This window comes from Vibrio hippocampi (genome assembly GCF_921292975.1).
In the GTDB taxonomy this organism is placed as follows: Bacteria; Pseudomonadota; Gammaproteobacteria; order Enterobacterales; family Vibrionaceae; genus Vibrio; species Vibrio hippocampi.
The window spans coordinates 1,394,873-1,407,916 of the sequence record NZ_CAKLCM010000002.1 but is presented as its reverse complement, the minus strand read 5'-3'; the positions used below and the strand labels follow the sequence as shown (position 1 = coordinate 1,407,916).

Here is a 13,044-nt window from a genome sequence, read left to right as displayed (position 1 = left end):
TTTGCGACACTAGCTCAGTTGGTAGAGCGCAACCTTGCCAAGGTTGAGGTCACGAGTTCGAACCTCGTGTGTCGCTCCAAATATAAAGATATGGCGAAAGCGGTATCCAAGATGGTGTCTCCATCGCAACAAGTTTTGCGTGCCCTGGTGGTGGAATTGGTAGACACAAGGGATTTAAAATCCCTCGGCGTTCGCGCTGTGCCGGTTCAAGTCCGGCCCGGGGCACCATCTCAATATAGTTTGATAGATTTAGTCTGAATAGACAAATGCGACACTAGCTCAGTTGGTAGAGCGCAACCTTGCCAAGGTTGAGGTCACGAGTTCGAACCTCGTGTGTCGCTCCAAATCACAAGCCCTAGCAGAAATGCTGGGGCTTTTTTGTTTTCTGCCTAACCATTAATCTCAGCGCCCCTCTTTCTATTATTGACGAGTTTTGTCATCATTAGCGTACTTTCCCGTATGTATAAAATGCGGTATATAAAAGCACAAAGAGGGAATTATGTTTACTGGTATTATTCAGTCTGTCGCCACTATCGACACCATTACCGACTTAAATGGTATCCGAACCTTTGAAATCGAATTTGAACCGGGGTTTTGCGTTGACCTAGAGATAGGTGCGAGCGTGGCGGTTGATGGTGTATGCCTAACTGTGACGACCATTGTCTCTGACACTCGCGTGCTGTTTGATGTGATGTTACAGAGCTTAAATATCACCACACTGAGCCAGTTTGAAGCGGGTCAGCGTATCAACGTCGAGCGAGCCGCTAAAGACGGCGCTGAAATCGGCGGTCATCCTCTGTCAGGTCATGTTGATTTTAATACCTCGGTGAGAGCCATTGAGCAGCAAGGCGACAACTACCGCATCCTGTTTGATCTTCCTCCAGAGTGGAAGCCCTATGTGTTCCCTAAAGGGTATATCGCCATCAACGGTGCCAGCTTGACCATTTCTGAGGTCAACAAGCAAGAGGCTTGGTTTGATGTTTGGCTTATCCCAGAAACCCGCCGTATGACCACCTTTGGATTGAAAGCTGAGGGCTCGAATGTCAACATCGAGATAGAGCGCGGTACTCAAGTGATTGTTGATACGGTTAAAGAGACCATCGCCGAAACACTTGGACCTGTGTTGCCATTGTTCGAGCAGTTTCTTGCTCAACAGGGGCTCGATGTGGATGATATCGGTCAACTGACGACCAAAGGGCTTACAGCTCAACAACAAGACCACAAAAAATAACGCGAAAATCTGGCTGGCTTAGGATTGAGCCGACTGATATTGTCTTTCGGAATATCATTTAACAAGACGTGGACGTAGGGAATACGCGTAGTTGCGCTTGGTGGTAGGAATACAGCGTTGAATGTCAATTGAATAGCGACTCTACTCAACAACAAACAACGCTGCGTGTTATTTTACCAACAGGGCTCTGACCGTTACAAAGAGGTCACCGACAACGCCTTGGTAACAATATTAAATGTTATCTTAAAGCTGCCATCGGTATCCGCTGTGAAAGTGATATTGCCATCGCCGCTGATTCGGGCATCTTGTGAAACGATGTCCTGACTACCATGTTCAAATACCCCCCAACTTTCACCAGTGATTTTAAACTCAGCAGTGCTGCCTGCGGTCATATTGTCGAATTGGGCGCTCCATGTCGTTGATGACTCCTGTAGCATTTTTTGAGCATCGCTATGTTGCCAACCCAATAGCGAACCGGGTAAATACCAAGTCGTGTTGCTGTAGTCTTCAACTAAACTCGCGCTAATCTCAGGATTGGAGGTGTCGTTCGCATCCATGGTGAGCAAATACATGCCCAAAGAGGTAAATCCTGCATTGCAATTTCCTCCTCCACAGCCAAACGCCGTATCCCAATGACCAAAGGTAAACTTAAACTCAGAGTCATCACTGAGTCCCACTCGTTGCTGATAGACACCATCACCCGCATACGCTGCTAAAGTGCCATCCACCGTCCAGCCATTGAAATCTCCGGCAATATAGATCGCCTGACTGGCACCAAAAGGAGGAATATCCGCTTTCGAAGAGACCGGTAAACCTTGACCTCGAGTGTCACTCCTTGGTTCAACAAACACCGCCGCTGACCATGCTGGAACGCTAAACTTACCATCAGCAAAACTCGCGCTGCCAGCAATAGAGCGTGTATCGGCATGGGTTTCAATCAGTTCAAAGTCACCAAGGGTAATCGGATCACCATTATGATCGATGAAGTGAGTTGCTGTCTGCGTCTCAGGCGTTGCGTTAATCATGACCACGACAGAATTATAACGACTGTCTATATCGGTTTCCTGAGTATTACCATTGTCTATGGTCATCACGATCAATCCAGCCGTTTGCTCGGGTCCGGTGTTGCGGAAATCGACTCTCGACAGAATCTGCTGCGCATCGGGCAAAGTCAGCAAGGCGGTAGATGTGCGTACCTGAAGCAACTCTTGATAGAAATCGAACATCTGCTCGATTTGTGTCGCTTGTGGATCTGCCTGTTGTGTCAGCACTTTTTCTATCAATTCATAGTTGGCTTCATCTTTCTCTTTGGCAGGTAAGCCTTTATCCCAATTGTTGTCTTGCAGGCTAAAATCGACACGATTATACCAATCGCCAAAGTCGTAGGAGTCACGCTGCATTGACTTTGAGCGCAGTAGTTCACCGCCCATATGATTAAATGGCATCGCTTGTCCAAGTAGCACCGTCGACATCCCGACAGCTTGCATCCTTACGCGGTCGTCGAGCGAGATATCATGGGCGACTTTGTACATATTGATGTCCCAGAATGTCTGGTTATCGTGTTTGGATACGTAGTTTTGGACTTCCCAAGGTTGCTCTGCGTAGCCAGCACTTTGTCCATTGTAATCAAGCGTCGCGCCTGTTTGGCTGGTACCTTGATGATCCACCAGTTGAAAAGACTTTAGGTTACCGGCCATACCAAGGCGAATAAGATCAGATTGATGGAGGGCGCGTGCCAATTCATCGGCGACACCATCATCGTCTTGATCTGTGGTGAGAGCGTCTTGCATTAACTCGTTGGCAGCCACATAGGCTCCGGTCGCAAAACCTTGGGCGCGTCGAATATCGTCACCACTTTCGAAAGGGCTGCCGCCTCTGACCGCATCACGTAAACGGTCAGAGAACGATCCGATGCCAGTGCCACCAAGATGTTTTTGCGTCGCTTGTATAAAGCGAGCATCGTCTTGAACTTCACCAAAGTTCCAGCCTTCACCATAGAAATAGACTTCAGGATTGACGGTTCTTGCTGCCTCAAGCGTCGTTACCATCTGACTTAGCGGGTGATGCCCCATAAGATCCCAACGGAATGCGTCTATTTTGTATTGCTCGGTCCAAACCTTAATCGAGTCGTCAATCAATTTGGCAAACATGGCATGCTCAGGAGCGGTGTTATCACAGCATGTCGAGGTCTCGACCGCACCGGTATCAGGGACGAGTCGGTGGTAGTAAAGCGGGACAATTCTATCTAATACCGATTTATCACTGGTTAGACCCGAGGCATTGGTATGGTTGTAGACCACATCCACCACCACATTCATTCCAATATCTTGCTTAATGGATTGCACCATTTGACGAAACTCTATGATGCGATCGGCACCATCGCTGTTGGTCGCGTAGGAACCTTCAGGCACGGTGTAATGGAATGGGTCGTAGCCCCAGTTATAGCTATCGACGCCACGCACATACTCGTTAAGCGCCTCAACGACCGCATTGTCTTTGCTGTCTTGCTCAGACAGTTGCTCAAATACTTCCGCGATGGTCACATCTTGTGAGCAGTAGCCAGAGAACTGCGATTGCTGAACATTTGGGTTGACTGAGCATAGCTGACTAAAGGGCTGATCAATGTTGGCAACTTGCTGCGGATCTTCGTTGATGGTCGCAATATCGAACACTGGCATAAGATGTAGGTGAGTGACGCCAGCGGCTTTCAGTTTATGCAGATGGTTAACTGGTACGCTCTGTTGCTCGGTAAAGGCGAGGTATTTGCCTTTATTTTCGGTGGAATCATCGAGGGCGGAGAAATCGCGCACATGAGACTCATAGATCACCACTTTGGATAGGTCTGACTCTGCTTGCGAATGAGGGACCTCAAGGGCATCCCAGCCGCTGGGTTTTAGCTGTTCGGAATCGAGGTTAATCGCTTGGCTATATTCCGAATTCATCGCAAGGCTCACAGAGTAGGGATCGGTAACTTCAAATTGATACCCTTGTTGCTCTCTTGGTTGGAACAGACTCATTTGATAGCGATAAAACTGCCCATCCACTAGGTCTTGATCGAGTGTGACACTCCAACTACCGCTGGCGCTGTCTTCGGTCATTTCGTGGCTTGAGTCGGGCGTTTTGTCGCTGTTATACAGGGATAAAGAGACTTTTTGCGCCGTGGGTGCCCAGAGGCGGAAAGTGACCGCGTTATCTTGGTAAACCGCACCATAATCTAATTGGCTTGCTTGTGGCGCATAGATGGCATCAAGCGCCCCGGCGGTTTGAATCCCAGTCGCAGATCTCATCGTGCCGTCACTGTCACTGGCCACAGCAACCAAATTGGCTTTGAGTAATTTGTCCAAGCTCATCGTGTCAGGCAGTGTCGGTAGAGCAAACACAGGGTGATTAACAAGGTGTGGATATTGGCTTGCTTGCTCAGACGTCAATGTAGCGGCGGTTAATACAATGGACGCGCCCGAAACGGTGGTGGTGGAACCATCGTCGGTCTCTTCTTGGGTGGTTTGAAACTCTCCGTTGTTGCTAAACATAATCTGAACCACATCCGCGTTTTTCGCGGCATGCCAAACCAGAGTTTGGTCATCGATCAATAGCGCACCATGGGTATCAATCACAAATTCCGAGGATGGACCCGCAAGTTGAAACGCTTCACTACGAGAAGCAAATTGTGTGCTGTTATTTGGCATAAAGGTGGCGCTAAGATTGCTTGCTAGGTTTGCGATATCTATCTTTACATCATCGCCAATTAGTTTGCTGTTGTTGTTATCACGGAAGATAACGTTAAAGCAGCCCTCTTCGTTACTCGTGACCGGGAGATACCAAACCGGACCGAACTGATCCATTGCATCAGGTGTCACGGATTGGTCATCCCAATTGCTATTGGCTTGTTCTAACCCACTGCAACCCCCATCGGGTTGTTGCACTGTGCCCCATAGATGGAGGCTAAAGTCATCATAAGGGGCGTAATCCCCCATCGGGTCATACAACTGCAAAGCGACTTGATTGGCACTACCCGCAGGGAGTTCATCGGGTGCGGTGACGCTAGGCAGGATGATATCGGTGTCGTCTTGAGGCAGTCCGATGGCGGCAAGATAGCCGTCTTGTCGTGTGCCTGAGCTTGGTGAACCCGTTGAAGTGAGATAAAAGCTATGCCCAAAGTCTTGCTGGTCAAAAGTGACTGGGGAGCCAAAACTCTGACCATTTTTATTAATCTCAGCGGTGCCACACGCGTCGATTTGTTGCCGAGACAATTTCCACAGTGCGCCGAAACTATCGTCAGTCGATGGAGCAATCGAGGTTTGATCATCACAGACAATCAGCCATTGGTCGGCACTTGTCGAGGTGGCGTCAACATCGTTGATGGCACTTAAAACTATCTCATCGGCACTGGGTGCGTCTTCCGCGCTCGGCAGAACGACCACTGGATCCAGTTCCACTTCTTGTGGTGTTGTTGATGAGTGTGGTGTGTTGATGCTTATGGTTTCAGGCTCATCGCTGTTACAGCCCATTAAGACAGATGCTGCGATTAGCGATAACATCCATCGGGTCGGTGTGGGAGAATGATGAATTAACTTGCTATGTTTCACGTTATAACCTCCATATTATACGGCGATATTCGCCGGATTTTTAGCCAGTATAAGGAGGGGCTTGTCAACCGAGTTCATCCTGCTCTTTGTCGTTAGGGAGGAGGGAAAGGGCTGAGTTGGTTAATATGTGTACAGCGAATCACACAATGTAGGCGTAATGATGTAACTGGGTTTCAGCACGGTTTCTCCTTGGTGGCTCGGCTTCACAGTTCAACGGCTAGAAAGTCATTTTTTGTTAGGATATTTCTTCGGTAAATCTGTGACTAGGCACAAATAGAACCGATCGACATTGGTGGCGATCGACTCTGGTAGATAGTTGCTTAACCACGATAGTCGTGAACCTTACTTTTCTCAGTCAAAATAGTTTGTCACAGATACCGAATACAAATCGGTTGCTATGATAATGAGTTTTATGTTAATTTCCCGCGCAATCTCGGAATGCATCTGGGGGAGACGCGCTGTGACCATTCAAGCTGATTGTGACACAGCGTAGGGTAGGTACTGATTAAGATATTAATCAGTAGACGGGATACTAATGCCGAACATTGGCATGTTAATGGGAAACCCAACATTGAAATTCACAAACTTGCTATTAATAATCAGCTCTAAACTTCCAAACTGTGTATTGCGCTTAACTCGTAGTATCACCGAGCCTTGATCAACAAAATCATTCTATTTTACTAAACCTGCGTGTTTAGCCTTTGCCGTACCTTACATTTAGGGTCTGGCATGTTTTGTTATCTGTGATGTTTATTATCATCGCAGCGATCAGGGATTACTCATGACTACCGCTTTTGAATTAAATACCAATACCGATGCTTCATTCTCGGCGCAAATTCCTTATGTCGAAGCGCCTTACGATTTAACACCCGATCAAATGCTGCTCAATCAGCAACAACACGAGTCTGATGTGCGCTCGTACCCGCGCCGCCTGCCGATTGCTATCAAGCAAGCCTTTGGCGCGCTGGTGGAAGATACCCGTGGACAGATCTTTCTCGATTGTCTAGCTGGAGCTGGCACTCTTGCCATGGGATATAACCATCCCGAAATCAATGCTGCTCTCAAGCTGCAACTCGATTCAGGCTTGCCTTATCAAACCCTTGATATCACCACACAGGCTAAGGATACCTTTATCCAAGCCGTTAAAGCTTTCTTGCCGAGTGCTTTTGCCGAGCAATCGGTACTGCAATTTTGTGGTCCATCGGGCGCTGATGCAGTGGAAGCCGCCATCAAATTGGCGAAGCAAACCACGGGGCGCAACACCATGTTTGCTTTCCGTGGTGCCTACCACGGTATGACCAACGGCACCATGGGAATGATGGGCAATTTAGGCACCAAAGCACGTCGCACGGGGCTGATGTCTGACGTTCACTTTATGCCTTTCCCTTATAGCCTGCGCTGTCCATTTGGTTTAGGCGGTGATGCAGGGGCAAAACAGAGCATTCGCTATATCGAACGCCTTTTGAACGACGATGAAGCGGGTATTATGAAACCGGCCGCGATTATTGTTGAGCCAGTACAAGGCGAGGGTGGGGTGATTCCCGCTCCGGCGTTTTGGCTGCAAGCACTTCGTCGTATCTGTGATGAACACGAAATCCTGCTGATTCTGGATGAAATTCAGTGCGGTGTCGGCAAAACCGGCTACCGATTCGCTTTCGAAGAAGCGGGTATAGAGCCAGATATTCTGTGTTTATCCAAAGCCATTGGTGGCGGATTGCCAATGTCGTTGCTGGTATTCAACAAGAAAATTGATACTTGGAATGCCGGCGAACATACCGGGACATTCCGTGGCAACCAACTTGCGATGGTATCCGGTGCCAAAGCGCTAGAAATTATTGAACGAGATAACCTAGTCGAACATGCCCGTGTTGCTGGTGAATACTTGCGCATGGGACTCAACGCGATCAAGCAAAGAGTCTCTTGTATTGCCGAGGTTCGCGGCAAAGGCTTGATGCTGGGTGTTGAAATTGCCAAGCCAAACGGTGAGTTGAACAAGTTTGGTGAGCCAGCATCGGATGGCGAGTTGACCCTTAAAATCCAAAGAGCCGCGCTCGAACGCGGTCTGATGGTCGAGAAAGGGGGACGCGACGGTTCCGTGATTCGTTTTCTACCGCCATTAATTATCAGCTTTGAGCAGATTGATTTTGCATTGCGAACGCTAGAGCAGGCGATTTCGGTCGCCGGCGGGGGGGAAGTTTCCCAGCAAGCGCACAGCCAACAAGGTTGGAAGAAACACTTTATTCATACCGGAGAGCATGGTTCCACCGAGTTCTCGAAAGTAATGAACCACACGACACAAGTAATGAAAGAGGTGTTTGCCAACACGGATAAACCCTATTCCGGTCTTGATCCTAAGGTGTTAGAAAGCGCCATCAATGCGGTTAACCTTAATGGTGCCAATGAAAGCCTACCCGCGATCATCGATCACACGGCGGAGTTAGTGGTCGAAAACTCGATTTTCACCCAGCACCCTAATTGTATCGCGCACCTGCACACACCACCGCTGATGCCAGCAGTGGCAGCAGAGGCGATGATTGCGGCTCTTAACCAATCAATGGACTCGTGGGATCAAGCGTCAGCGGCGACTTACGTTGAACAAAAGGTATTGGATTGGCTGTGTGAGCGCTACCAATTGGGCGATGATGCCGATGGCATTTTCACCAGTGGCGGGACTCAGAGCAACCTAATGGGGCTGTTGTTGGCTCGCGACCGTATTGCGGATATCACCAACGGTCATTCAATTCAAAAACTCGGTCTGCCCGACTATGCGGATAAGCTTCGTATCCTTTGTTCTGACAAATCGCATTTCACGGTTCAGAAATCCGCTTCTCTGCTGGGCTTAGGGGAAAAAGCGGTTCACACCGTCGCAACCCATAACAACGGCACCATTAAGATAGCGGCGCTTGAAGCGGATATTGCCACTCTGAAATCACAAGGCTTGATTCCATTTGCTTTGGTTGGCACCGCCGGAACCACCGATCACGGAGCCATTGATGACCTAACGGCGATGGCGCGCATCGCGAAGCAATTTGCGTTGTGGTTCCATGTCGATAGTGCTTATGGTGGGGCTTTAATTCTCAGTCAGCAAAAAACACGATTGGCGGGTATCGAGTTAGCGGACTCGGTGAGTGTCGATTTTCATAAGCTGTTCTATCAAACCATTAGCTGCGGCTCACTGTTGCTTAAAGATCGCCGTCATTTCAAATATCTACTGCACCATGCCGACTACTTGAATCGTGAGCATGATGAACTGCCAAACTTGGTGGACAAATCCATCGCCACGACGAAACGTTTTGATGCTTTGAAAGTCTTTATGACAATGCAAAACGTGGGTCCTGATGCGTTAGGTGAAATGGTGGATCACTTAATGGATCAAACGCAACAAGTCGCTAAGCTTATTGACGGGCATAACCAATTTGAGCTTTTGGCACAGCCTTCGCTATCAACGGTTTTATTCCGCGCAGTTAATCATAACGGCATGGATTTGGATGAACTTAATAAACTCATTCGTATGGAAGCACTGACGCGCGGAGTCGCGGTATTAGGGGAAACCGTGGTTCAGGGTCATAGTGCGCTGAAATTTACCATCTTGAACCCTTGCTTGGAGCTATCTGACTTCGAGACATTACTTAACACGATTAATCTTTTAGCTCTTGAGCTAGCTAACTAAGGAAAACGAACAATGGCAATTCTACAAATTGGCGCTGGTGGTGTTGGTTGGGTTGTGGCGCATAAAGCGGCGCAAAATAACGACGTATTAGGCGATATCACAATCGCATCACGCACGGTTGCAAAATGTGAAAAGATTATTGAGTCGATCAAAGGTAAGAACAACCTTAAAGACGCAAGCAAAAAGCTAGAAGCCCGCGCAGTCAATGCAGACGATGTGGATGCATTGGTGGCACTGATTAAAGAAGTGCAGCCTGATCTGGTGATCAACGCTGGTCCTCCGTGGGTCAACATCACCATTATGGAAGCGTGTCTGCAAGCGAAAGTTTCTTACTTAGACACGTCTGTTGCGGTTGACTTGTGTTCAGAGGGTCAACAAGTCCCTCAAGCCTATGATTGGCAATGGGGCTTCCGTGACAAATTTAAGCAAGCGGGTATTACCGGTATTCTTGGTGCCGGTTTCGATCCTGGCGTGGTGAGCGTTTTTGCTGCGTATGCCGTCAAACATCTATTTGATGAAATTGACACTATCGACGTGATGGACGTCAATGCCGGTGACCACGGTAAGAAGTTTGCGACTAACTTCGATCCAGAAACCAACATGCTAGAGATCCAAGGCGACTCTTTCTACTGGGAAAACGAAGAGTGGAAACAAGTACCTTGCCACACCCGTATGCTTGAGTTCGATTTCCCGCTCGTAGGTAAGCACAAGGTTTACTCTATGGCGCACGACGAAGTGCGTTCTATGCAAGAGTTTATTCCAGCAAAACGCATCGAATTTTGGATGGGCTTTGGTGATAAATACCTAAACTACTTCAACTGCATGCGTGATATCGGTTTGCTTTCACCAGACCCACTGACACTGCACGATGGTACTGTGGTACAGCCACTGCACGTATTGAAAGCGTTGCTGCCAGACCCAACATCGTTAGCGCCGGGCTATACTGGTAAAACCTGTATTGGTACTTGGGTTCAGGGTAATAAAGACGGTAAAGCGCGCAGCGTATTTATCTACAATAACGCGGATCACGAAGTGGCTTATGAAGATGTTGAGCATCAAGCGATTTCGTACACCACAGGTGTTCCGGCGATTACTGCCGCGTTACAATTCTTCCGTGGTAAGTGGGCGGATGCGGGTGTGTTCAATATGGAACAACTAGACCCAGATCCGTTCCTAGAAACCATGCCGGAGATTGGTCTTGATTGGCATGTTCAAGAACTCGACGTTGGCGCTCCTGACATCCAGATCTTAAAATAGATCGTATACTTGAACTGACTAACATCGCCATCCCTAATACATTTAGGGATGGTCTCAAAAGCCGCCTTCTTCGAGGGCGGGTTTTTACGTTTTAGAGTAAATAAGTGATGCAAAAAAGCGAACTGAAAACACCTTACTTCATGATTGATGAAGCTAAGCTGATAGCGAACTTAGAGAAAGCGAAACAGCTCAAAGCGATCTCTGGGGTCAAACTGGTATTGGCGCTTAAGTGCTTTTCAACTTGGGGTGTCTTCGACATCATCAAACCTTATCTTGACGGCTCGACCAGCAGCGGTCCATTTGAGGTTAAGCTTGGCTACGAAACCTTTGGTGGTGAAACGCATGCTTACAGCGTGGGTTATACCGAAGAAGACGTTATTGAAGTGGCAGACATCTGTGACAAGATGATCTTCAACTCTCAGTCGCAGCTTAAAGCTTATCGCCACCTTGTTGAGGGCAAAGCCTCTTTGGGTTTACGCCTTAATCCGGGTGTTAGCTACGCGGGTCAAGATCTGGCCAACCCAGCGCGAAAATACTCGCGTCTTGGCGTCCAAGCTGACCATATCGATCCTAGCGTGTTTGATACTATCAATGGTGTGATGTTCCACATGAACTGTGAGAACAAGGACGTCGATGCCTTTATCGCTTTGCTGGATGCGATTTCCCACCAGTTTGGTGAACAGCTGGATAAGCTTGATTGGGTCAGCATGGGTGGCGGCGTGTTCTTTACTTGGCCGGGTTATGATATCGACAAACTTGGTGCGGCATTGAAAGCTTTCTCTGATAAGCACGGTGTCCAGCTCTATCTTGAACCGGGTGAGGCCATCATCACTAAGACCACCGATCTTGTCGTGACGGTGGTTGATATTGTTGAGAACGAGAAAAAGACCGCTATCGTCAACTCGGCAACCGAAGCGCATCGACTTGATACCTTGATCTATAATGAGCCAGCGTCGATTCTGGAAGCCAGTGACATGGGTGAGCATGAGTATGTGATTGGCTCTTGCTCGTGTCTAGCGGGTGACCAGTTCTGTGTAGCAAAGTTTGAACAACCGCTGCAAGTAGGGCAGAAGCTGCATATCCTCGATAGCGCAGGTTATACCATGGTTAAGTTAAACTGGTTTAACGGTTTGAAGATGCCGGCTATCTATTGTGAACGTGGCAATGGAGACATCGAAAAATTGAATGAATTTGACTACGATGACTTTAAGCGTTCACTGTCGCAATGGTCGATAAGCTAACTCGCGATCAAGACAGGAAAGACAGAACCAAAAAGCGCTGCCATTGAGCAGCGCTTTTGTTATCTAGAAAGCGAGGTATTACAGCGTCGTGTGGTTCTGATGAGAAAACATCTTAGCGGCGTACTCGACTCTTTGCTCTGGTGTTGGATAGTTGAACGGGTCCGGCTTACCAAGGGATTCAATATGCTTGAGGCGCGGTAAGATACCACAGCCATTGGCAATCTGAATCGCCAGCCCTGGGCGAGCATTCAGCTCCAATACCATTGGTCCTTCTTCACGGTCTAACACCATATCGGTGCCCATATAGCCTAACGTTGTCATTTCATAGGCGCTGGATGCCAAAGTAAGCAGACGTTTCCAGTGAGGAACGGTCAGTAAGGCCAACTCTTTTCCGGTATCGGGATGATGGGTGACAGGGCGATCAAACTGCACCGCGCGCACCGCTTTACCCGTCGCGATGTCGATGCCAACACCGACCGCGCCTTGGTGTAAGTTGGCCTTGCCGTCAGACGCAGAGGTTGATAAGCGCATCATCGCCATAACAGGGTAGCCTTGGAATACGATAATCCGTACATCCGGCACCCCTTCATAACTAAAGCCATCAAAGCAGTCATCAAACTTGATTAAGTTCTCCACCACCGCCACATCGTTTTTGCCACCCAGAGAAAAAAGACCCGCCAAGGCATTACTGATATGGCGCTCAACATCTTCTTCGTTTATGGTCGCACCGGATGGTTTGGTGTAAACGCCATCTTTATGTTCAGTGACTACAAGGATTCCTTTGCCACCACTGCCTTGCGCTGGCTTGATCACAAACCCGGGCCAAGACTTCACCATGTTATGAATGGTTTTCACTTCGGCTTGACTGCGAATCACACCGATAAGGGCAGGGGTAGTTGCCCCCGCTTTTTCAGCAATGATTTTGGTCTTGAGTTTGTCATCCACCAGTGGATACTTCGAGCGGTCGTTATAGCGACTGATGTAACTGTGGTTTCGTTGGTTCATTCCCATAATGCCGCGGGAACGGAGCTTAAAAGGACTGGTAAAGTCTTGAAACAT

The 13,044-nt window shown here is 48.4% G+C and carries 6 protein-coding genes and 3 tRNA genes; 7 read left to right on the top strand and 2 right to left on the bottom strand.

The annotated features are described in order from the left end of the window. Positions 1 to 3: 3 nt before the first annotated feature. From L9Q39_RS08655 to L9Q39_RS08640, 4 genes are all read left to right on the top strand, one after another. A tRNA-Gly gene (locus L9Q39_RS08655) sits at positions 4 to 79 on the top strand. Between the two features lie 62 nt (positions 80 to 141). After that, a tRNA-Leu gene (locus L9Q39_RS08650) sits at positions 142 to 228 on the top strand. 40 nt (positions 229 to 268) lie between these two features. Beyond that, positions 269 to 344, top strand: a tRNA-Gly gene (locus tag L9Q39_RS08645). Positions 345 to 499: 155 nt separating this feature from the next. Then, complete coding sequence (locus L9Q39_RS08640) at positions 500 to 1,231, top strand: riboflavin synthase subunit alpha (protein ID WP_237484687.1); 732 nt, start codon at positions 500 to 502, stop codon at positions 1,229 to 1,231. A 194-nt stretch (positions 1,232 to 1,425) separates the two neighbouring features. On the opposite strand, the gene pulA is transcribed toward L9Q39_RS08640, so the two are convergent. Then, a complete protein-coding gene (pulA, locus tag L9Q39_RS08635; protein ID WP_237484686.1) occupies positions 1,426 to 5,817 on the bottom strand; it encodes a pullulanase-type alpha-1,6-glucosidase in 4,392 nt (1,463 codons plus the stop codon). A gap of 781 nt (positions 5,818 to 6,598) precedes the next feature. Here pulA and L9Q39_RS08630 point away from each other — a divergent pair. The 3 genes from L9Q39_RS08630 to nspC all read left to right on the top strand — a co-directional run bounded on the left by L9Q39_RS08630 (position 6,599) and on the right by nspC (position 11,985). Further along, a complete protein-coding gene (locus L9Q39_RS08630; protein WP_237484685.1) occupies positions 6,599 to 9,487 on the top strand; it encodes a pyridoxal phosphate-dependent class III aminotransferase in 2,889 nt (962 codons plus the stop codon). Positions 9,488 to 9,499: 12 nt separating this feature from the next. Beyond that, positions 9,500 to 10,744, top strand: a complete 1,245-nt coding sequence (locus L9Q39_RS08625) for a carboxynorspermidine synthase (protein WP_237484684.1) — start codon at positions 9,500 to 9,502, stop codon at positions 10,742 to 10,744. 107 nt (positions 10,745 to 10,851) lie between these two features. After that, positions 10,852 to 11,985: a carboxynorspermidine decarboxylase gene (gene nspC, locus L9Q39_RS08620; protein WP_237484683.1), complete on the top strand. Its 1,134-nt coding sequence runs from the start codon at positions 10,852 to 10,854 to the stop codon at positions 11,983 to 11,985. A 78-nt stretch (positions 11,986 to 12,063) separates the two neighbouring features. Here the strand turns inward: nspC and L9Q39_RS08615 are convergent, their stop codons facing one another. After that, positions 12,064 to 13,044: an alpha-L-glutamate ligase-like protein gene (locus L9Q39_RS08615; protein WP_237484682.1), complete on the bottom strand. Its 981-nt coding sequence runs from the start codon at positions 13,042 to 13,044 to the stop codon at positions 12,064 to 12,066.

What these genes read in the sequence shown, in the direction of transcription:
- L9Q39_RS08640 (WP_237484687.1), top strand. Translation starts at nt 500, where the DNA reads ATGTTTACTGGTATTATTCAGTCTGTCGCCACTATCGACACCATTACC.
- L9Q39_RS08630 (WP_237484685.1), top strand. Translation starts at nt 6,599, where the DNA reads ATGACTACCGCTTTTGAATTAAATACCAATACCGATGCTTCATTCTCG.
- L9Q39_RS08625 (WP_237484684.1), top strand. Translation starts at nt 9,500, where the DNA reads ATGGCAATTCTACAAATTGGCGCTGGTGGTGTTGGTTGGGTTGTGGCG.
- nspC (WP_237484683.1), top strand. Translation starts at nt 10,852, where the DNA reads ATGCAAAAAAGCGAACTGAAAACACCTTACTTCATGATTGATGAAGCT.
- L9Q39_RS08615 (WP_237484682.1), bottom strand. Translation starts at nt 13,044, where the DNA reads ATGTTTCAAGACTTTACCAGTCCTTTTAAGCTCCGTTCCCGCGGCATT.